This window comes from Mycoplasma sp. 888, from assembly GCF_035609225.1.
Classification (GTDB): domain Bacteria; phylum Bacillota_I; class Bacilli_A; order Mycoplasmatales; family Metamycoplasmataceae; genus Mycoplasmopsis.
The window spans coordinates 573655-597578 of the sequence record NZ_CP141192.1 but is presented as its reverse complement, the minus strand read 5'-3'; the positions used below and the strand labels follow the sequence as shown (position 1 = coordinate 597578).

13 protein-coding genes, 5 tRNA genes, 1 pseudogene and 1 riboswitch are annotated in these 23924 nt (G+C 29.5%); of the genes and pseudogenes, 18 read left to right on the top strand and 1 reads right to left on the bottom strand.

From position 1 onward, the window contains the following. The first annotated feature begins 31 nt into the window (after window positions 1–31). The 18 genes and pseudogenes from U5U50_RS02740 to U5U50_RS02655 all read left to right on the top strand — a co-directional run bounded on the left by U5U50_RS02740 (window position 32) and on the right by U5U50_RS02655 (window position 22407). Window positions 32–1078 carry a M24 family metallopeptidase gene (locus tag U5U50_RS02740; protein ID WP_324672565.1) on the top strand — a complete coding sequence of 349 codons (1047 nt, stop codon included), beginning with the start codon at window positions 32–34 and terminating at the stop codon, window positions 1076–1078. Beyond that, window positions 1050–2009, top strand: coding sequence for a prolyl aminopeptidase (pip, locus tag U5U50_RS02735; RefSeq protein WP_324672563.1), 960 nt, complete (start codon window positions 1050–1052; stop codon window positions 2007–2009). Before U5U50_RS02740 ends, pip begins: the two co-directional genes overlap by 29 nt. Before the next feature lie 159 nt (window positions 2010–2168). Further along, window positions 2169–2243, top strand: a tRNA-Asn gene (locus U5U50_RS02730). Window positions 2244–2248: 5 nt separating this feature from the next. Continuing rightward, window positions 2249–2324, top strand: a tRNA-Glu gene (locus U5U50_RS02725). Window positions 2325–2329: 5 nt separating this feature from the next. Beyond that, window positions 2330–2405 (top strand) — tRNA-Val (locus U5U50_RS02720). A 2-nt stretch (window positions 2406–2407) separates the two neighbouring features. Further along, window positions 2408–2483: transfer RNA gene (locus tag U5U50_RS02715), tRNA-Thr, on the top strand. Window positions 2484–2523: 40 nt separating this feature from the next. Continuing rightward, window positions 2524–2608 (top strand) — tRNA-Leu (locus U5U50_RS02710). A 117-nt stretch (window positions 2609–2725) separates the two neighbouring features. Beyond that, entirely contained in the window at window positions 2726–3790 is a 1065-nt protein-coding gene (locus U5U50_RS02705) for a Dam family site-specific DNA-(adenine-N6)-methyltransferase (protein WP_324672561.1), read from the top strand. 51 nt (window positions 3791–3841) lie between these two features. Continuing rightward, complete coding sequence (locus tag U5U50_RS02700; RefSeq protein ID WP_324672558.1) at window positions 3842–4696, top strand: type II restriction endonuclease; 855 nt, start codon at window positions 3842–3844, stop codon at window positions 4694–4696. Between the two features lie 20 nt (window positions 4697–4716). Next, window positions 4717–6039, top strand: coding sequence for an aldehyde dehydrogenase family protein (locus U5U50_RS02695; RefSeq protein ID WP_324672556.1), 1323 nt, complete (start codon window positions 4717–4719; stop codon window positions 6037–6039). Between the two features lie 81 nt (window positions 6040–6120). Then, a complete protein-coding gene (locus U5U50_RS02690; protein WP_324672554.1) occupies window positions 6121–7125 on the top strand; it encodes an ECF transporter S component in 1005 nt (334 codons plus the stop codon). Further along, complete coding sequence (locus U5U50_RS02685; protein WP_324672552.1) at window positions 7125–9599, top strand: MAG1360 family OppF-related protein; 2475 nt, start codon at window positions 7125–7127, stop codon at window positions 9597–9599. Before U5U50_RS02690 ends, U5U50_RS02685 begins: the two co-directional genes overlap by 1 nt. Before the next feature lie 62 nt (window positions 9600–9661). Then, window positions 9662–9767, top strand: a riboswitch (TPP riboswitch). 34 nt (window positions 9768–9801) lie between these two features. After that, on the top strand, window positions 9802–10986 hold the full coding sequence (gene cypl, locus U5U50_RS02680; RefSeq protein WP_324672550.1) for an ABC transporter thiamine pyrophosphate-binding lipoprotein p37/Cypl: 1185 nt from the start codon (window positions 9802–9804) through the stop codon (window positions 10984–10986). Window positions 10987–10988: 2 nt separating this feature from the next. After that, window positions 10989–11747, top strand: a complete 759-nt coding sequence (locus U5U50_RS02675) for an ATP-binding cassette domain-containing protein (protein WP_324672548.1) — start codon at window positions 10989–10991, stop codon at window positions 11745–11747. Between the two features lie 58 nt (window positions 11748–11805). Next, the gene (locus U5U50_RS02670) at window positions 11806–13413 is read left to right on the top strand and encodes a hypothetical protein (protein ID WP_324672546.1); all 1608 of its coding nucleotides are present in this window, start codon (window positions 11806–11808) and stop codon (window positions 13411–13413) included. 224 nt (window positions 13414–13637) lie between these two features. Next, on the top strand, window positions 13638–17300 hold the full coding sequence (locus tag U5U50_RS02665; protein WP_324672544.1) for a DNA-directed RNA polymerase subunit beta: 3663 nt from the start codon (window positions 13638–13640) through the stop codon (window positions 17298–17300). Then, window positions 17293–21247: pseudogene (locus U5U50_RS02660) on the top strand (DNA-directed RNA polymerase subunit beta'); the annotation flags it as partial. The gene U5U50_RS02665 and the pseudogene U5U50_RS02660, both read left to right, overlap by 8 nt. A gap of 662 nt (window positions 21248–21909) precedes the next feature. Continuing rightward, entirely contained in the window at window positions 21910–22407 is a 498-nt protein-coding gene (locus U5U50_RS02655; protein WP_324672539.1) for a dUTP diphosphatase, read from the top strand. Between the two features lie 24 nt (window positions 22408–22431). Here the strand turns inward: U5U50_RS02655 and U5U50_RS02650 are convergent, their stop codons facing one another. Further along, window positions 22432–23922, bottom strand: a complete 1491-nt coding sequence (locus U5U50_RS02650) for an APC family permease (RefSeq protein WP_324672537.1) — start codon at window positions 23920–23922, stop codon at window positions 22432–22434. Window positions 23923–23924: the final 2 nt, after the last annotated feature.

Sequence of the window (23924 nt, the reverse complement as noted above, 5' to 3'; positions counted from 1 at the left end):
TTAAATTATTAACAATCAATAGGAGGAAACTATGGACAGAAGAAGACTAGATCAAATGTTTGAACAAACAGGAGCTGAGGTTTTAATTTCAGAAGCACCTCAAACAAGATTATGATATGCACACGTTCAAACATCAGATGGATATATTGCAATTGAAAAAGATAAAGCAACATTATTTGTTGATGGAAGATACATTGAATACGCAACAAAGCACGCTAAAAATGTTGATATTGTTTTAATCAAAGGAAACTCAATGAAAGAGTGATTTGATAAAAGAAACTTCAAGAAAATTGTGTTGGAAAAAAACTACTTAACAAAAGAAGTTCAAGACAGAATTGTATCAATGGTGCAACCTGAAGAAATTTCATGAGTTGATGCTCAAGATTTAAGAATTGTTAAATCAGCTGAAGAACTTAAGTTAATGCAAAAAGTAATTGACATTTCTCTATCAGCACTTGAAGAATTTAAACAATGAGTTAAGCCAGGTATTTCTGAGAAAGAAGCTGGAGCTTATTTAAATTATTTACTTAAGAAACACGGTGGAGATAAAGAAGGATTTGATGAAATAGTTGCAACAGCTTCATCATCAGCCGAACCACACCATCATGTAACTGATAAACTTCTAGAGGAAGGTGAATTACTTAAAGTTGACTTCGGTGCTAAATATAAAGGATATACAGCAGACATTACAAGAACATGAGTTTTAGGAGGAGAAGATAAAGTTAAAAATCCTAAAGCACTTGAAATCTTAAACATTGTTAAAGAAGCTGCTGCAGCAGGTAGAAAAGCTGTAAAACCTGGTATTAAAGTTTGTGAAGTTGATAAAGTATGTAGAGATTACATCGCTTCAAAAGGATATGCAGATTACTTCTTGCATTCAACAGGACACGGATTAGGAATTGATGTTCACGAATGACCATCAGTTTCACCTCACTCACAAACTGTTTTAGAACCTGGAATGATTATTACAGTTGAACCTGGAATTTACATTGAAGGTTTAGGTGGAGCTAGAATCGAAGATGATGTTCTAGTTACTGAAAATGGTCACTATGTATTTTCAAGACCAAATGAACAATAATAACAATAATTCACAAATAAATCATGATGGATATTTACAAGTAGATTCTATCCATCAAATTTATTTTAGCGTTAGCGGTAATCCAGATGGATTACCTGTTTTTATAATACATGGTGGACCAGGTGGTCAAAGTTCACTTAAATCACTTGAATTCTTTGATCTAAATTTCTATAAAGTTATTATGTTCAATCAAAGAGGTTGTGGTAAATCAAAACCCAGGTTTGAACTTCAGAAAAATAATACTAATGAATTAGTTGAAGATATAAGAAAACTCAAGGAACATTTAAATATAGATAAAATGATTCTGTTCGGTGGTAGTTGAGGAACAACTTTATCTCTAGCTTATGCAATTAAATATTCAGAAGATATATTGCATTTGGTTTTACGTGGAATTTTCTTAGCTAGACAAGAGGATGTTGATTTTCTTTATGAAAAAGGTGCTTCATTTTTCTATCCAGAAAAACATAATGAATTTGCTTCCTATGTACAAGATGTAAATGGAAATAGCATTTTAGAAAAATACTATTCATTATTAACCAGTGATGATTTAGAAAAAAAATATAAAGCAGGTAGAGCTTTTGCAAAATGAGAAGAATCAATTGTTTCTATAAATCCTAAATTATTTGAATCAACTAATGAAGATGATTATCAAATTTCATTAATGGAATCACATTATTTTGTGAATAAATCATTTTTACCATCAGATAACTATATATTAGAGAATGCGCACAAAATAAAACATATTCCAACAGATATAGTTCACGGAAGAAATGATATTGATACAAGACCTATTGGCGCCTATTTACTATCTAAAGAATTAGATAATTGTAACTTATATTTCATAGAACAAGCTGGCCACACGCAGTGAGATATAAACAATAAGAATAAATTAATTCAAATCTTTAATGAACTTAAAGAGACATATAAATAATTTAATTTCCAAGATGCATATCTTGGATTTTTAATAATTTTTATTTACTTTATTAAAATGTGCTATAATAGTCTCGAACCAAATAAATACCGAAATAAAAAATATAAAAATAATTTTGAAAAAATAATTTTTATGTATAATATATTAGCAAATCAAAATGCCGATTTAGCTCAGCGGTAGAGCAGCTGGCTGTTAACCAGTTGGTCGTTGGTTCAATCCCAATAATCGGCGCCATTTATGGTCTGTTGGTGAAGCGGTTAACACACATGGTTTTCATCCATGCATACACGGGTTCGATCCCCGTACAGACTGCCATTTTTGGAAGATTAGCTCAGCTGGGAGAGCGTCGCCCTTACAAGGCGAATGTCATGGGTTCGAGTCCCTTATCTTCCACCATTGCCGTCTTAGCTCAGTTGGTAGAGCAACTGACTTGTAATCAGTAGGTCGTAGGTTCGAGTCCTATAGACGGCACCAAGCATGGTGCTTTTTTTATACCTTTCAGCACTAAAAATATGCGCGAATGGTGAAATTGGCAGACACGCTAGATTTAGGCTCTAGTGCCTTACGGTATGAGGGTTCGAGTCCCTCTTTGCGCACCATTAAAATATTGTTTTAATGTAAAATAGTCGAATAAATTCGCACAGTTAAATGTGTGATTTTTTTATTTTTCGTAAATATGTGAATTAAAACACACAATTTGTTATAATACGACAACTATGATATTGACTAACTTTGCTAAAAGATTAAATGAATTAAGAATTCAAAAATTGCTAACTCAACAAGATTTAGCTGATCTTTCAAAAATTGAAAGGACACAAATTTCCAAGATTGAAAAAGGCAAGATGAACATAACGTTAGAGACTGTCGAAAAACTAGCTAATGCTCTAAATGTACGTGTGCAAGATTTATTCGACTTTTCAACAATTGTAATAACAGAAAATTCAATTCGTCCTTTTGTTAAATGAGCAGGAGGCAAAACCCAAATTTTAGATAAACTAAAGACTTATATACCAGAAGAATTTAATGATTATTATGAACCATTTGTGGGCGGTGGTGCATTAGTTTTTGATTTACGACCTGAAGTTGCATACATCAATGATGTAAATGAAGAATTGATAAATGTTTATCAATGTTTCTTAAATAATAAATTATTTGAGAAATTCAAGCAAGAATTGAAAAAACATGAGCAAAATCATTCAGAGGAATATTACTATCAAATTAGAGAAATGGATAGATTAGGAAATTATTCTGATTTACCAATTGAAACAAAAGCAGGCAGAATGCTTTATCTAAATAAAGCGTGTTTTAATGGTTTATATAGAGTTAACTCTAAAGGATATTTCAATGTTCCATCAGGCAAAAAAGAAAAAGTTACCACATTTGATGAAAGCAACTTTAAGCAAATTAAAAAATACATTGATAATAATAAATTTGTTGTTACAAAATTAGATTTTGAAGATGCTGTTAAAAATGCAAAAGCAGGTGACTTTGTTTACTTAGATCCACCATATGATGTTTTTCCTGATAGAAAAGGTTTTGTTAATTATGGTAAAGATGGATTTGGAAAAGATGAACAAATCAGACTTAGAGATTGCTTTGTTGATTTAACAAAAAGAGGTGTCAAGGTTATGTTATCAAATCATAACACACCATTTATAAATGAAATTTATCAAGGTTTTAATATTTATGTGATCGATGCAAAAAGATTGATAAATTCAAAATCAGATGGTCGTGGACCTGTTAAAGAAGTTATTATTGTAAATTACTCTACAAATGAATAAAAACATTGTAATATAATTTTTACAATGTGTTTTTTTATTTATAGGAGTAATATGAAAAAAGATTTTTATACTTGATTAAGTTCACTAAGAAAAAGCATCGCTAACTATGAATATTATATTGATTTTGAAACTGTATATAAAAAAGCAAATGAATACAAAGTAGAAATAAATATATTAAACTCACTTGTAGGTTCTAAGGATATAGAAATGGAATTTAAAAATATTGTTACTCAATATCCAAATGTTTTAAAATGCATTCCAATTTTATTAGCTAAGCGTGAAAGTTTAATTTATTGTTTAGATGAAAATGGTGCTTTTGAATTTGATTTTAATGAACCAAATTATAGCATTGATGATTATGTTTATTTTATGAGAAAGACAGGTTTATTCCAATTATTGAAAGAACGATTAGTTAGCAACTTATATGACTATGTTTTAGGCGTGGAAGTCGGTTTAAATTCAAATGCCAGAAAAAATCGAGGTGGACACTTAATGGAAGATTTGGTGGAAAGTTTTATTAATAAAGCAGGATTTGTAAATGGCCAAACATATTTTAAAGAGATGAGATTATCAGATTTGGAAACACATATTGGTTTAGATTTATCACCTCTTTCAAATAGTGGACAAACAGAAAAAATATTCGATTTTGTTTTAATAACCGAGAAATCAGTTTATGGATGTGAATGTAATTTTTTCTCATCTTCAGGTTCTAAATTGAATGAAACTTCAAGAAGCTATAAGACATTAGCATTAGAATCTAAGAAGATAAAAGGTTTTGAATTTGTTTGATTTACTGATGGTGTGGGCTGATTATCTACAAAAAATAATTTAAAGGAAACCTTTGACGTTCTAGATTTTATTTTCAACATTAGTGAATTAGAAAATGGTATTCTAGATTCCTTCTAAAAGGAAGTAAAATAATAATTATGTATAAACATGAAATCAAGAAAATAAAATCAAATTTAAAAAAGCTTAAACAAAAAATATTAAACAACAGAGAACTAATTTATGAAGCTCTCAAAAAAGATTTAAATAAAAATCCCTTAGAAGCTGAAGCCACTGAAGTAGGTCAAGTTTTAAATGAACTTAATTTATATATTAGAAAGCTAAAAAAATGATGAAAAAATAAAAGGGTAACAAACTCAATTCAGACTTTTTACAGCAAAACATACATAAAAAGCGAACCATACGGAAATGTTCTAATTGTATGTCCTTGAAATTATCCATTCAATTTATCTCTCATTCCTGTTATTAATGCAATAGGAGCAGGTAATAATGTAATATTGAAATTATCTGAATTATGCCCTAACACGAATCAGGTTGTTAAAAAGATTTTAACAAGCATTTTCAATAGTGCACAAGTCAAAATCTATGAAGGAGACAAGGAAATAGTTGCCCAAATTTACTCTGAAAATAAAATTGATTTTATTTTCTTTACAGGTTCAGAAAAAGTTGGACAAATTTATTACAAGAAAGCTGCTGAATTATTAATTCCATGTGTATTGGAATTGGGTGGAAAATCACCTCTTATTGTAGGATACACAGCTGATATGGAAGAAGCAGCTAACAAATTGGTTTTAGGAAAATTACTTAATGCAGGTCAAACATGCATTGCACCCGATTATGTATTAGTGCATAAAGAGAAAAAAGAAGAGTTAATTCGGGAAATTAATAATTCATATCATTCTATTTTTAAAGAAAAAAATGCGATGAATGAGCATATTGCAAGAATTGTAAATAAGGAACATTATGATAGATTAGTTAAATTGGCACCACAAGCTAAAAGGAATGAAGAAACATTACAATTTGATTTAAATATCTTAGAATTATCAGATAACACAACTCAGAAAGTTATGTCTGAAGAAATTTTTGGACCATTGTTGCCTATTATTACTTTTAATGAGTTAGACGATGCAGTTAAATTTGTAAATTCAAAATCTGAACCATTAACAGCTTACTTGTTCACGAGAAATAGTTATGAAATTGATAAAATAACTAATGAAATTAAAGCTGGATCAATAGCGATAAATGACATACTTTTACAACTACAAAATAGACGTTTAGCATTTGGAGGCAGAGGTAAAAGTGGAATTGGTAAGTATAGAGGTAAAGCGGGTTTTGATACATTCACACACAAAAAACCTGTAATTTATAAAACACAAGTCTATAAAGAAAAGAGAACTTTAAAGATATTGCAAAATAAACCAAAAATACTCAAACTACTTCAAATTTTCAATAAATGATATTAGACATTTAGACCTACTAGATAGGTCTTTTTTATTTATTAAATTGATAATTTAATAAATAGAAATTATTATAAAATTAATAATATGAAAACAAAGGTAACAGCTAAACTTATGTCATCATTATCGGAATGAGGACTATTACGTAAATGAACTATTAAGAATATGGTTTTTATAGCCATCTTGATTGCTATATCAGTTAGCTTTACCGTTGTTGCAGCTCAGTTAATGCCTATTGTTAATATTCCATCATTCAAATTCTCATTTATAGGATTACCTGTAAAAATCACAGGTTTTGTTTTTGGGCCTGTCATTGGAGTTTTTGTTGGTGTTGTGTCAGATTTATTATCGTTACTTTTTGTTCCACCTGTTGGTTATAACCCGATGTACACTCTAGCGACAGCTATTAACGGTCTTATTTCAGGTATCTTTGGATTTTATTTTGTGTCATTTTTACAATATGCTTTCAGCAAGGAATATAGACTTGAAAGAATTTCAATTAAAATTACTTTATTAGCTCAGAAATATAGAAAACTTTCTAAAAATGAAACTACTATGGAAAAAGCTATAAAAGTTGGTGATAAGTTAATTAAACTTAATTCGAAAAGAGCATTCATTAGAGATGATAATTCAAAAGATATCTTAAAGAATGTTTATACCACTGCAGCAGTTTTTTTAATATCATTGGTAATTATTATAATAACTTACTATGTAGGTTTTTGAGTTCCAGATAAATATATTGAAAAAGGTTTAATTCCAAATCGTTGAGGATTACTTGCTTTAATGATCACAGGGATGTCATTATTACTTATTTTCATAATTGTGGCAAGATTCAAAATGAGGGTTGAGCGCTTCTTAATATTTGTCCCAATTATAGTGTTCTCTGCTTTCTTGGAACTTATTAATATACCAATTTTATCTCTTGGGGATAATGTGAGTTTAGGAAATGGAGAATCAAAAGATATTTTCTTATGAATAACCCAACATATTATTTCTAGTCCTGTCAAGATTTGATTTAACGTTTTTGTTATTTACTATTCATATTCAATCATTATTAAGTTGATTAAGAAAAATTCAAAATTAGGATACTAATGAAAAATAAAGATCTTCAATTAACAATTTCAAATATCTTTATAAAAAAGAGTGAGGAGCAAAATAAATGGCCTTACTCTTCTATTTCTATTCCTGAAATTAAAATCTATTCTAATTCAAAAACAGCTTTCTATATTTCTAAAGATAACAAAAATTTAACTTATCAAAAAGTTAGAAACTTTGGACTTAAGGACAAAAATTTATTTTTAACCCTGTATAACTATAATAAATTAATTGATGAAGCAGATATATACGATAATACTAATGATTTCACAAATAGAAAGAAAGATTTAGATTATATTAGTGACTATTTTGACCTACTTGATATTAGTGATGACGATGATAACAACATTCCTTTAGTCGATATTTGACTCAGTTGTTTATCAGTTGTTAAGAACAAAGATAAACTTTTAAAAGAACAAAAAGTTTATGAGCAATTTGCTCACCCACTAAAAAACCTAACATATGGACACATAAGTGATTTCATTAGGCACTTTAGCGAACTTTCAGATAACTTGAATGGTGATTTATCATACTTTTTCAATGCTGCTAAAGAAGCGTTTCTAAAAAAGGATAAACAAAACAAAGAAGTTCAATTAGGAAACATATTTTTCATTGCAAATGAGTTTAATAAAAACTTATTTAAAATCTTTATTGACTTATTTAAATTAGTTTCAAAAGAATTTACAGATGTCTTAAACAACGTTGAAAATAATGCATTAAGTGATAAAAAAACTAAAATTCAAGAAAGTGAATACAAACTTGAATTTATTGAAAAGATTAACAACACAAGTATTGCAAAAGTAGAGAACAATCTCAAAATTAGAGACTTAAAGTTTGAGATTGCATTTTACAAAGAATATAAAGAACAACTGAAAGCCTATTCACAGAAATACATTTTTTCAACTATTAAACAAATTAAAAAACAAATTAATGTTTTTGAAATTCAATCAAGAATTGCAGTTTTTAAAAGTCCTGAATATTTTGATTGTATAAAAGATATTTTAATAAAAAAACAAGAGCTAAAACTTTGAGAACAGAATTATTGAAATCTTAGATTCTTGAAGAAAGAAGATTTAGAACACCTTAAATCACAAATTGAATCTGAAGTCAATATTTTCATCAATAAAAACTTTGGTGATATCAAAAATAAATATAAAAAGACAACCGTAAGTAGGATTAAGAGTTTTATTTCTAGGGAATTTGATATTAATATCAATAGATTTATTAATAAATCAAAAAGTAATTTTGAGTTTATTAAAAATCAAATTAGTAGAAATAAAGCAATAATTAAAACTATTCAATCTAAACGTTTTAACCACATATCAAGTTATAAAAATGAAGTTATGGTTCATGACTTTAGTCAAATGATTCAACTAGTAAATGCTGAATTAGAGTGAGAAACAAATACTCAAGAAAGATTGTTTAAAAATCTTATTAAAAATAAAGATAGGAAGCTCCAAGAATTTAATGCAAGTTACAAAAAGATTGAAAAAATGTTAGAGAAAACAGTATCTGAACTTTCTACTGTATTTAAAAATGATAATTCAGAAAACTTAACAAAAGTATTAAATAGTTTTGCTAATATTAAATTTTTAATGAAAAGCACTTGAGTTTCTAAGATGTTATCAGATTTAATTGATTTTTCTAAAACTACTAAAGCACTTAAGATTGATTTTGTTAAACAATTAAGTGCAATGTTTAAATTTGTAGAAACATTTGAAAACTCAGCGATTACACACCACAAGTATTTAGATAAATACAAGACTTTAGATACATTGGATAAAATCAAACTTAAAATTACAAAATTTGCATTGGATGAAATTAAGTTTTTATTCATCTCTGATGACATAAAAACAATTGCTCCTGAAGCTAGAAATGAATTCTATAGAGTTCTTTTCAAATTTGCTAATGCGAATAATATGAATATTATTATCATTACAGATGATCTTCAATTTATTAAAAATAACTGTGATTATGTTTACTTCTTTGACGATACTCAAGTTCTTGAGTGGGGAAAGGTTTCTAAAGTATTTAACAAGACAGTTTCTCCACTTGTTAAAATGCTTATTGAAGGTAAAATTCAATCACTTAACTCTCAAACAAACTCAAGTTATGTTGAGTCATTTGTTAAAAGAAACTCATTCTCAATTGATGATAATTTAGATCATTATGTTTACTGTACTCTTAAAGAATTTCAAACCTGAACTCATGTTATTCAAACAGTTAATATAGATAGTTCAATTGATTTAGGAGAAACTAAGACTCATACTTCATTAGTTAATCCAGATTTAGTAAGTGTATTTAATGAATCGCAAGTTTTACTTACATCACATGGAGTAAGTGTTAGAGAGAGAAAAGACAATCCAGTTTTGGAAGACTTAACTTTCTATAATGAACTTATTAATAATAAAAATTTAACTTCAATTTCAACAATTGAAGATGATCAAAATAATGAAAAATTAGTCTTTTAGTTATGTTGAAGAAACAAAATTGTAAAAACAACTTTGTATTTTAATTTTTAAAGTAAAATATTAAGCAAGGACAGAGGTACTTGCTTTTATTTTTTAATCGCAGGTTGAGAAATACTCTTATTAGCTGAACTGGGTAATGCCAGCGTAGCGAGTCTTTCTTTTTCGATGTCCTTTCATTCAAAAGAAAGGATTTTTTATTTTTATGAAAATAAAACCAAAAAGCTTACTATTTAGTGCAAGTTTACTTTCGCTAACAACATTACCAGCTGTTGCTGGTCAATGTTCTTCTGTAAGAGAAGATGAAAAAGTGACTACTTATACACTTTCTTTAATCAAACCTTATGGTATTGAAAATGCAGACACTTACAAAACTGAGCTAAATAATTTATTTAATTCAGAAATTCAAAAGATTGATAAATCAATCAAACTTAACATTAAGTTAGTTGAAGATGATTCATATAATGTTGCAAAAGATGAATTATTAAAAGGGGAAACTGATTTAGCTTTCATTAATTCAGGAACATTATTAAGCAAAAAAGATGAATTCATTTCAGAAAACTTATCAGTTGCACTTCAAACATTAACAAAACAATTTAAAGGTGACATCAAAGATGCAACTTATTCAAAAGATTCAGGTGTATCTTTAATGAAAATTGCAGATGCTGAAAGCATATACTTCAAACAAAAAGGCTGAGGGAATGATTGAAATCAACCTGAGGGAGAATGAGTTGAAAGCTACTACCCTAGATTTTATTCAGATGAATTAGTACCATACCAAAGAGGATTAATTGCAATCGTTGCAACTCGTACTATGGCTGATGAAATTACTAAAGCTTGAAAAACTAAAGATTTAGAAAAATTTGTTTCATACGGAATAGGTGTTGGTAAAAGTTCATCAGGAAGCAAATACCTATTACCAGAAGCATTATTTGCTAAAAACTTTAATACAGAAACAAACAAACCATTTGTTTCACTTGATCAATTAAGAGTTACATACTCAGATAAAATAAAACAAGCTAAATTAACTGAAGCTTCGACACAAACTAATGCTAATATTCACATTTTCTTTGATAATGAAGGTTCTTATTCATATACAAAATATAAAAATAGTAAAGAGTTTTCATACAAGGTTAATCCAGAAGTTAGACCGGGTGAAGGGGAACAACAACAAGATATTTACTTCTTGACTGTAACAGACCCATTGCCATACAATGTAGGAGTTTACAGTTCAAGAGTTACCGAAAAAGCTAAAAAAGCTATTAACTCAGTGTTTAAATCATTATCAGAACAAAATAAAGATATCTGAGGACCTAAAAATGGTTTCTATGGATACAAATCAATTGATAATGAACAAACAGAATATTGAAATAAATTAAGTGAGATTTAAGAATGATAAAGTTTAAAGATATAGTAATTAAATATAAAGATAATGAAAATTTTGATCTGAAAGATCTTAATTTTACTATTTCAAAAGGCCAATTAGTTGGTCTAATTGGAAAATCAGGAGCAGGAAAATCAACAATACTTAAATCTTTTTATGATTTTGACACTATAAAAAATGGTTCAGTCATTGTAGATGATTTAGATATTAAAAATTTAACGAAAAACCAAAAAAGAAAATATAAAAACCAAATTGAATATGTTGACCCTGATGGTTTAAATTTAGTTAATTACTCAACTTTTGATAATCTGAAATTTAATTACAAGTACTACAAAAACTTTATTTACAAGTTCTTTAAATTTATTGATAAGGAAACAAGAAATAAAATTTGAAATCTTGCTGAAAGATTACAAATTTCCAACTTGCTCCTTGCGCCAATAAATAAGTTGTCTAGTGGCCAAAAACAAAGAGCTCACTTATTAATTAGTTTAATTAATAAACCACAAATTTTACTTGGAGACGAACTTACAAGTAATTTAGATAACCAAAACTCGCACAATGTTATGAAACTTTTAAAAGAATTTTCTAAAGATAGATATACGATTATCGCAATTCATAATTTGAATTTAGCAGTCCAATACTGTGATAAGTTAATATCACTTAAAAATGGAAAAGTGGATAAAGTATTTATCAAAAATGAATTTGATAAAAAACAAATAGAAAGTTATTTTGATGAATCAAACCAAGTTAATAAAATATCAAAATAAGTCTCTTTTTAAAAAGTGACTATTAATATTAGTTGCATTTATTTTATTAATAGTTTCAATGTATTATTTAGGTTTTTTTTCTCCGGTTTCGAATCCAGGTTGAAAAAGAGCTACTAAAAATTTTACAGATATGTTTTCATTTGAGTCATATAACAAAAACTTAACTGAAAACTTATGAGAATTAAACTTTAAATACTTTATCCAGACAGTCAAAACAATAACTTGTGGTAGCATTTTAGGGTTTTTAGCAGCTTTATTTACAGGTTTTTTTGCTTCAACGAATATTCATAAACAAAAATCAATACCTTTAATTGTTAAAATAATTCTCTTATTGCTAAGAGCTTTCCCTGTAATTGTGTTTTTATTGTTATTTAAAATTTCATTTGATCCTTATTTATCTGCATTTACTATTTATTTCTGATTTACTTGATTATGATTGCACAAATACATTAATGATTTAATAGAAGCAGCTGATACTAAAAAATATTGAAATGATATTACAAAAGGATCTTCAAAATTAAAGTCATTCTATACAAATATTGTATTAGTGCTCAAAAATAAGTTTTGAGTGAACTTCTTCTTGTCTTATGAATCAAACATAAGATGAGTTTCAATTTTAGGTATTGTTGGAATAAACGGATTAGGGTTCTTTTTTGGTGATTTGACTAAATACCAAAAAAATATAGGAATAACTTTATTCTTTATATTCTTGTTTATATTAATCAATGATGGATTATTATTCTTCTTTAATAAAATTTTATTTGTTAAATCTAACATTACAATTAATTCTAAAGCAGACTTAAATAAATTCAAATATAACTGAAGAAAGTATGTTTTCTGATTCATTTTAGCTATTTACTTTGGGATATTTGTTTGAAGTTTAACAGACTTATTCCATAGTAAGGTAGACGCAAAAACATTCTCACTATTCTTTAAATCGCTATTTATTTGAGACTTCAGCGATGTTGTGAAAACTGATATTTATAAAGATTATTTATACATTTTTATGTATGCTTATGTCGCTGTTATTCTTGCATTTATTTTCGCAATAGCTTACTCATTTATATTGTCAGAAAACTTATTTAATTCATATCTTGTGTGATTTAACAAAATGATTTTGATAATTATTAAAATCATACCTGCAGTAATTTGATTTTATATGTTTAATCCGCTGATGAAAAGTCAAGTTGCAATAACTTCAGCAATCTTAATTTCGTCATTTAGACATATGTGCAAGCAGTTTGCTGAATCAATTAACTCAATTGATAGAAGAAAAATTTCAAATATGCAAGCACAGGGTAATTCGAAATGATTTATTTACAGAAACTTTATAATTCCACAAATTAAAGATCAAATAATTTCAACCAACTTATTTGAATATGAAAAATCATTTAGAAATGCAATTATTTATGGAGCATTTGCGAATATCAGTATTTATAAAACTATTAATAAATATCAAGAAACTCAAGAGTATTCAAAAATTGTTCCATTAATATTTCCTGCTTATGTGTTTTTAATTATGTTGGAAGTTGCTTATTTAATCTTCAAAAACAAAGATAAAATCAAGTTTTATATCAATAATTCGAAGTTATGAAATTCATTCAAAAAACAGAAGAATTTTATTCCAAAATCGCAAGATTTACTATTCTTTAAAAAAGATTTTTAGCAAAATTTTTTGAAGAAATTTTGCAAAATAAATTTTTAATCCTAGCACATAGCTTTAAAAATACTAAAAAATATCTTTTGATTTCACTTAAAATGCTTTAAAATACACCTTTAAAAATTACATTTTTAATGTAAAATTTATATACCTTTTTATATAAATTGTACATAGAGGTGTATTTTTTTATTTTTATTGAAGGTTTATCTGCAAGAAAGGAATGACAAAATATGGAACAACACAACTACAAATTACGTAAATTTGGTCCAAAAACTTGAAGAAGAGATTACTCAGTCACAAAGACTACTCTTCCGCTTTTTGATATTCTTGAAACAAGTAAAGAAAGTTTCGAACATTTTATGAACAAAAAGATTCAAGAATGTCTTTTAGAAATTTACCCTATTGAAGCCGCTAACAGAGAAGTTAAGCTTGAATACAAAAAGGGTTCTGTTAGATTAGAATTACCTTTCAAAAAAATCACTAGTGAAAGTGAAGGAATCAAAAAAGCTAAAGCGAAGGGAATGAACTTTAGTGCAAAAGTTTTCGTTACTTTGAAAAGTGAAGTTAAAAACTCAGGTGAAATTAAAGAAGATGAAGTTTTACTTGGGGAAATTCCATACATGACAAGTGGTGGGAGTTTTATTATCAACGGTTCTGAAAAAGTTATCGTTAGTCAATTAATTCGTTCACCAGGAGCATACTTCGGATTAGGTGTACGTAACAAACAATCTGATGACCTTTTCAACAAATTAGAAATCTTACCTAGAATTGGTTCTTGACTTGAAGTTTCTCACAAAGTTACATCATCAACATTGGATGCGGTTAAGATCAAAATTGACAAAAACAAAAATGTTAACTTAGCTACATTCTTGGGAGCATTTGGTTTTTCATCAAAAATAATTAGAGAGTTATTTGGTGAAAACAATGAATTACTTGATGAGACACTTAAGAAAGACAAACTCATCTTAAACTCAGAATTCACATCTGAAGAATTACTTGACGCGTGTCAAGAAGAACTTTTCAGAGGTTTAAGAAAAGGTGACCGTATTTCTGAAGAGGCTAAACGTTCATTATTACCAGGAATGCTTTTTGATAAGAAACGTTACAACTTATCTGTAACAGGTCGTCATATGTTAAATGAAAAACTTTCTTTAGTTGATAGAATTACAAACACATACTTAGCTAAAGATATTTACCTTAAGGGTGCTGATGAACCTGTATTTACAAGAGGAACATTCATCGACATTAGAAGAGCTAAAGAAATTCAAAACTTATTTAACGAAGGAAAAATTTCATATGAAAGAATTCCTGGAATTGATCCAGAAATTGTTTACCACAACGTTATTAAGAACAACAAGGTGTTAGCAAAGAGAACACACATTGTTAAAGTTTGAGTTTATCCAACTAGAAAATGAATGGAAGAAAAACTAGAACAACCTGTTTTAGTAATCGGTAACGATCCAAAATCAGTTGAGCCACACTTATTAATTTCAGATATAGTTGCTGCAATTAATTACTACTTCAACTTAACAGATGGAATTGGTAAAGATGATGACCCAGATTCATTAACAAACAAACGTATTGTTTCAGTTGGTGAATTATTAGAAGGTCAATTATCAGTTGCTTTAACAAAACTTGAAAAAGCAACTCGTGAGCGTATGGGAGCTAAAGAAGCTGACAAGGTTACACCTAAAAACGTTACAAACAACAAACTTGTAACAAACCAAATGAAACAATTCTTTAACTCATCAAAACTTTCACAATTTATGGATCAAATTAACCCATTATCAGAAGTTTCAAACAAACGTCGTGTTACATCACTTGGACCTGGAGGTCTTAACCGTGATACAGCTCAATTCGAAGTTCGTGACGTTCACGCAACTCACTATGGAAGAATTTGTGCTATTGAAACACCTGAAGGACCAAACATTGGTCTTATCTTAAACTATGCAACATATGCAAAAGTTAATGATTTAGGCTTCTTAAAAACTCCATACTACAAAGTTAACAATGGGGTTGTAGATTACAACGACATTAGATACTTAACAGCTGCTGAAGAAATTGGATACTCATTTGCTCAATCATCAGTTCACGTTGATGATGACAACAAAATTACAGATGATTTATTAACAATCAGACGTGATTACAGCTATATTATTAGTAAGCCACATGAAATTGATTTCATTGAGGTTTCATCAAAACAAATTGTTTCTATAGCTGCTGCTGCTATTCCGTTTTTAGAAAACGACGATGCCAACCGTGCACTTATGGGATCAAACATGCAACGTCAAGCAGTTCCATTAATCCAAGCAGAAGCTCCATATGTTGGAACAGGTATTGAGGCAGATATTGCTAAATACTCATCATACAACTTAAGAGCTAAAGGCGATGGAGTTGTTGATTTTGTTGATGGATCAAAAATCCACGTAAAACACTTTAAAGAAGTAAAAGATCCTAAAACAGGAGAAATTACAACAAAAGAAAGCTTTGATAAATATACACTTAGAAACTTCGAAAGAAGTAACCAAGGTACATTAATTCAACAAAAACCAATTGTTGAAGTTGGACAAGAAATTAAAGCTGGTGACTTATTAGTTGATGGTTCTTCATTCAAAGATGGAGAAATGGCTCTTGGTAAAAACGTTCTTGTTGGATTTACAACGTGAAATGGATACAACTTTGAAGATGCTGTTATCATCAACGAAAGATTAGTTAAAGATGATGTTTATACATCAATTCACATTGAAGAACAAACAATTCAATTCAGATCATCACGTGCTGGTGATGATATCTTAACAAACGATATTCCAAACGTTTCTAAATACTCATTAAGAAACTTAGATGAAAACGGTATTGTTAAAGTTGGATCAGAAGTTTTAGCCGGCGACGTTTTAGTTGGTAGATTATCACCTAAAGGAGAAGAAAACCCATCTCAAGAAGAAAAACTTTTAATGGCTATTCTTCAACAACGTCCACAAACATCAAAAGATACATCTCTTAAAGTTAAAAACGGTCATAACGGTACTGTAATTCACGTTGAAGTTCTTTCTAGAGAAAAAGGTGATGTTTTAGAAGAAGGAATTGACAAGATTGTTAAGGTTTCTATTGCTCAAAAACGTAAAATCAAAGTTGGGGATAAGATGGCAGGTCGTCACGGAAACAAAGGGGTTATCTCAATCGTGCTTCCTGAAGAAGACATGCCATACTTAGAAGATGGAACACCACTTGACATTATGCTTAACCCTCAAGGGGTTCCATCACGTATGAACATTGGTCAAGTTCTTGAGCTTCACTTAGGAATGGCTGCTAGAAAATTAAATGTTAAATTCGTTACTCCATCATTCGATGGTATTAAGAAGTCAGACATTGAAGCTTGTTTAAAAGAAGCTGGATTAGATAAGAGTGGAAAACAAATTTTAATTGACCCTATTACAGGTAGAAAATTTGATAAACCTATCTCTGTTGGTGTTATGTATATGCTTAAACTTAACCATATGGTTGATGACAAGATGCATGCTCGTTCAGTTGGTCCATACTCACTTATTACACAACAACCTCTTGGAGGTAAATCTCAAAACGGGGGACAAAGATTCGGGGAAATGGAAACATGAGCTATCGAATCCTATGGGGCAACAAACATTCTTCAAGAAATCCTTACATATAAATCAGATGACATTGCTGGACGTAATGCGTTATATAGTGCATTAGTATCAGGAAAACAATTACCTACACCAGGTATTCCAGAATCATTTAACGTTCTTTCATATGAACTTAAAGGTCTTGGAATGAAACTTGAAACAACTGAAGTAGAAAACTACGACAACGATTACGATGACAGTGAACAATATCACTATGTAGATTCACATGAAACAGGGGGAGATTGATATGAATAATTCAAATTTCGATGCTAAATCAGTAGAAGATAAAATCAATAAAATTACTCTCTCACTTGCAACAGATGAAGACATTTTAAAATGATCTCATGGTGAAGTTACAAAACCTGAGACAATTAACTATAAATCATATAAACCAGAAAAAGACGGTTTATTTGATGAACTTATTTTCGGACCTACAACAGACTACAAATGTCCTGTTTGTGGTACAAAATACAAAAAAAGTGATGAAAACTCAGTATGTACTAGAACACCTGCTTGTGAAAAATACAAACCAGTTATTTTACCTAAAATAACACGCAGAAGCAGAATGGGACACATCAAATTACACAACCCTGTTGTCCACTTCTGATTCTTCAAAATTGATCATTCAATTATTGCTAAGTTACTTGGACTTAGAGTTGCTGACTCTTCAAAACAAGTGACAAAAGCAGACTTAGAAAAATTAATTTACTACAAATCACACATCGTTTTAGAAGATGGTGGTTTAGAGTCATTAAAGAAAAACACAATCATAGACATTAACGAAGCTGCAAACATTTATGAAGCCGCATTAATGGAAATGTTAAAAATGTATGATAAAGATACAGATGAATACGAAGACATAGCTACAGCTTTAGATGAACTAAGAACATATGCTGAATCTAAAATTGGTAAAGACTTCGGTATTGACTTTTATCAATACAACGAAATCATTCATGAATATTCAGATGCTAAAATTGACACAGGTTCAAAAGCAATCGAATATTTATTAACTCACATTGATTTAGAAGAAGAAGCAAAAAAAGTTCAAGCTGAAATTGATTTAATTAACCAAGAAGCTGATGAGAATGGAAATCTTTCTTCAACAAAAGAACAAGAAAGAGGAAAACTTTACAAACGTTTAACAATCATTAACTCATTTATTAAATCAGGTCAACACCCAAAAAATATGTTGATTTACAACTTACCAGTTATCCCAGCTGACTTACGTCCATTAGTTCAACTTGATGGTGGAAGACACTCGACAAGTGATGTTAATGAACTTTACCGTCGTATCATTATCAGAAACAACCGTTTAGCTAAATGAAACGAAGCTGATGCTCCTATGTTAATTAAACAAAACGAGTATCGTATGATTCAAGAAGCTGTTGATGCTTTAATTGATAACAACAGAAAGAAACCTACACCGGTTACATCAAAAGATGGACACCCTCTTAAATCTATCTCTGATGCACTTGTTGGTAAAAAAGGTCGTTTCAGACAAAACCTTTTAGGAAAACGTGTTGATTATTCAGGTCGTTCAGTTATCGTTGTAGGACCAACTCTTAAAATGCACGAAGTTGGTATCCCAAGAGATATGGCTGCTAAATTATTCGAACCTTGAATTATCAAAGAATTATTAGAGAATGAAACTTCAATCACATCTGTTAAATCAGCTAAAAAAATGATTGACTCATTAAACCCAATCATTTGACCATATGTTGAAAAAGCTATTGATGGAAGACCAGTTCTTTTAAACCGTGCTCCTACATTGCACCGTTTATCAATTCAAGCATTCCAACCAGTTTTAATTAGAGGAAAAGCTATTAAATTACACCCGTTAGTAACTACAGCGTTCAACGCCGACTTCGATGGGGACCAAATGGCTGTTCACGTTCCTATTTCAGATCAAGCTGTTAGAGAGGCTCGTGAATTAATGTTAGCTTCTAAAAACATCCTTGGACCAAAAGATGGAGAACCTATCATTAACCCTTCACAGGATATGATTTTAGGTCTTTACTACTTGACTATTGAAAAAGCAGGGCAACCTAATGAAGGTAAAATCTTTGCTAACTATGAAGAAATGTTGTTAGCTTATGAAAATGGTATTGTTAACTTACATACAAGAGTTGTGTTACCAGTTTCTGAATTAGATAAAAATTCAGTTAAATTACATACATCAAATCCTTACATTTTCTCAACAGTAGGTAAATTCATCTTAAACAAAGTATTCCCATCAGACTTTGAATTTATCTTTGGTAAATCAATAGTAAGAAAAGAAACAGTTAATACAGATGGTTCAATTTCAGTTTCTGAAAAAGAAAGATTAGACACATCAGAAAATGCATTAGACAAATACACAATGCCTTATGGAACAAACTTTGCTGAATATCTTAAAGATATCCCTATTAACTTGGGATTAAATAAAAAAGACATTGCAAAAATTGTTCTTAATGTGTACAAAAAATATGTTGCTGTTGTAACAATGGAAGACATCGCAGGTGTTGTTGATTCTACAGATGTAAATAACTTTGAAAGTCGTTTCAATGACTGTGCTGCATTAATTGACTATGCAGGTGAACGCATTCCTACAATTCACGCAACAAACATTTCAAACTTCATTAAAGAAGAATTCGAAAGAATTAATTTCATCATTGGCACAGATGAAGAAACACACAAACTTAAGAGACAATGAAACATTAATGACTACACATTAGTGTTAGAAAGAGTTTGATTCAGATATACAAACTATGTTGCTTCTATTCTTGACAATATCAAAGAATTAGGGTTCAAATATTCAACAATATCAGGAACAACTATTTCAATGAATGATATTACAACATTAGATACAACAGCTCAAAAGATCAAAGAGGGAGAAGAATACACAGATCAATTAAAACACTTCTTCCTTGAAGGTTACTTAACAGATGACGAGCGTTACAGCTTAACAATTCAAAAATGATCACAAGTTAAAGAATCTATTGAAAAAGATCTTAAAGAAGTTACAAAATCAGATATTGATAACCCATTATTTATGATGTTCACTTCAGGGGCTCGTGGAAACTCATCTAACTTTACACAGTTAGCAGGTATGCGTGGACTTATGAGTAACAACACCAAAGTTCTTAAAGCTGATGCTGAAAACGACCGTGTTGTTCGTTCAACAATTGAAGTTCCTGTTAAATCATCATTCCTTAGTGGACTTAGTGCTTACGAATTCTATTCATCAACTCACGGGGCTCGTAAGGGACTTACAGATACAGCTCTTAACACAGCTAAATCAGGATACTTAACGCGTAGACTTGTTGACGTTGCTCAAAGTATTGTTGTTAAAGAAGTTGATTGTGGTTCAGACTTTGGATTTGTTGTAAAAGATATTAGAGATACAAAAACAAACACAGTTATTGAGTCATTACAAGAAAGAATCGAAGGAAGATTCACAAACAAACCAATTATTGATGCAAATGGTCACATTATTGTTGATGCAAACACATTAATTTCAGCAGAAATGGCTGATAAAATTGTTAACTTATACAACATTGACCAAGTTGAAATCCGTTCAGTATTATCTTGTCATACAAGAAATGGAGTTTGTGTTCACTGTTATGGAAAAGACCTTGCAACAAACCGTTTAGTCAACATCGGTGAAGCTGTTGGAGTTGTTGCTGCACAAAGTATCGGAGAACCTGGTACACAGCTTACAATGCGTACATTCCACACCGGAGGGGTTGCCGGGGTTGAAGATATTACAGGAGGATTCGGACGTCTTCTTGAACTTATCGATGCTTACGAAAAACCTTGAGGAAAACCTGCTGTTATCTCACCTGTAACAGGAACAGTTGTTTCAATTGCGCCAGCTAGAGATAAAAACGGAAAAGAAAATGACATTATGCTTGTTGAAATTGAAACAACAAGACCAAATGGACAAAAAGAAATCGTTACAACATCAGGTAGAGTTTCTCAAAAATTACGTGTTAAAGTTGGACAAACACTTAAACCAGGACAAAAAATCTTTGAAGGGCCAATTATTATTAATGACCTTCTTGAAGTTGCTGACACACGTGCAGTTCAAAACTACTTATTAAAAGAAATTCAAAGACTTTACCGTTTACAAGGTATTACAATTTCAGATAAGTACATTGAAATCATTATTAGACAAATGCTTTCAAAAATTATGATTACAGACCCAGGGGATTCAAAATTCTTCACAGGAAGCTTAGTGGATACATTCATCTACCAAAAAGAAAATGGAAAATTAATTGCTCAAGGACTTAAACCAGCTTATGGTCAAGTTAAAATCCGTGGAGCAAAGCAAACTCCTTTATTAAGTGACTCGTTCTTATCAGCTGCATCATACCAAGAAACAGCTAAGATTCTTGTTAACTCATCAATCGCAGAAAGAATTGATCACTTAGATGGTCTTAAAGAAAACATTATTTTAGGTTACAAAATTCCTGCTGGAACAAACTCAAATTACCAACTTAAAGGTAAATATGACATTCGTGACCCACGTTCATATTTCACAAACAAAGTTATCTTAGATGATACACTTGAAGATGAAAATGGTAATGTATATATTTCAGAAGACTTTAACAAGTACACAACAGACTTATTAAAAGAATCCGAAAAAATGGGTGACTTAGACGAAGTTTTAAGTGATCTAGCACAAGAAAACGAAGAATTACAAAACTCATTTGAAGATTCATATGCATCTGATGATTATGAAGAAGACTTCGCAAACGAATAATTTGAAAATCAGAGATTCAGTTCTCTGATTTTTTTATTTAACTTCTTAAAAACTAAAAGCGTAGTCTACAAGCTGTAAAAGTTTAAATACACAAACATTTATTTATAATATAATTAGAGCATGAATTTAATAAAGATATTTGAGATGCAAAAAGAGTTGGATAATAAAATCAGAGAAAAAAGTTTAAGTCTTAATCCAACATTTAACAAAGAAGACTTTATAGTTCAAAAAACTCTAGCACTTTTAATAGAAGCTGCTGAATATGTAAATGAAGTTCAAAGTTTTAAATATTGAAAATTACAAAAAAATGTAAATAAATTAGCTGTAACTGAAGAATTTGCTGATTTAATCCATTTCCTAGTTAATTTTGCTTATAAATTTGATGTTCTACCTGAAATAGAACCAAAAATAATTAACCAGGATATAAACATTCAATTCCAACATTTATTTATTTCATTAGCAAACATAATGAAAAAAGTTAATAAATCAAATATCGAATACGCGTTTCAAGTTGCATTGGGTTCATTTGTAATGTTAGGGTTTACTTATGAAGATTTATATGATGCATATGTTCTTAAAAATCAAAAAAACTACGACCGTATTAAAAATAATTATTAAAAAATAACCAGCTACATAAGTTGGTTATTTATTTTTGATAAAAATTAAATTATCAAATTGCTTATTGTGCTTAACAATTCATTTATTATAAATTCTGAATTTGTGTTTGTATTTATTGAGAAGTTTTAGTGCAAAACCAACCCCGATAAATACTACATAAATGATAATCGATACTGTATTTTTGAATTCTCATTGACCACCTAAAATTCAAGGGAAGAATGTGATTAATAAGACAAATAACATTATACAAATATCAATAATGTAAATAGCTTTTTCTCAAACAGGTATTTTTGAAATTCTTTTCTTTGCAGCTAATCTGAATGCTATAAAGAATGTGATTAAGTCTTCAATTAATAATGCAATTGAGCTGGTTATAATTGTTGCTTTAAAGAACTCATCACTATATTTTTTATCTAAGAATATAGTAGGAACAAGTCATAATGTAATCATTGAAATCATTATTATAACCGTAGAAAAAACAATTGCATTTTTAAATTCACCCTTTTTATTTTTATGATGCAATGAATTGAATAAGTAACCATCTTCAGAAAGAGGAACAAGTTTTCTAGCAGTTGCAACTGTTTGAAAAATTCTAAATCCTAAATCATTACATAATAATCCAATAATGAAGATAGCAACTCCAAATGAACCTAACCCATAGGTGTAGATTTTTGAAATCTCGTTTGAGCCATCTCTAGGAGTCACTTTTAATGAGTTTGGCAAAAATAAATAGAGTGAAAAGAATATTAGATAAAACCCAAATATGAAAGCTAATGATGTTAATAATATTTTTCTAAAACTCTTGAACTTAACATCTTTAGCCATAGCAGCAACATCTTCAGTTCCTGCAAAAGCATACATAAATAAAAGAACATCAGCAATAATTAATTGAGGTGTAACTTTTTTGTAGGTAGCTGAGTCAGGTAATGTAGCTTCCTTTGAAACAGCGACTAACATTACAAAGATGGCTAAAATAAGTATTATTCATTTAAATAATGAGGCAATGAAAATAATTTTCTTATTTGTTTTTAATCCAATTGTTGAAATAGCAATTATGGAAATGAATAGTAAGATCGAAATCCCTCTAACTATTCACATAACTAAGCTGCGTTGAGCAAATTCTTCTGGTTTAGGCAGTATGATTTCAACAACATCAGCTAGGAATAAAGGTGCAATTGCTGATAAAAGCGGTGTTTGAATAAATTGGTTTCATCCGATGAAGAAAACAAGATTTCTAAGACCACGTTTTTTTGATTTTGTTAATTTACCATGAACAACATCATCATCTAAATGCCTTGCGTAAGCATACGAACCACCGTAGTGATCATCGTATTGATTTGATAATCTAGAGAATACCAACATTATTCCAAAGCATATAAATGCTGAGAGTATCAATACAAGATACCCTCAGTAAGATATGTTCATAATTGTTGATATTGTAGTTATAAAACCTATACCAACGACAAAATTAATTGTAAAAAATGTAAAACTTTTCTGTGTGAATTGCTTTTGCATTT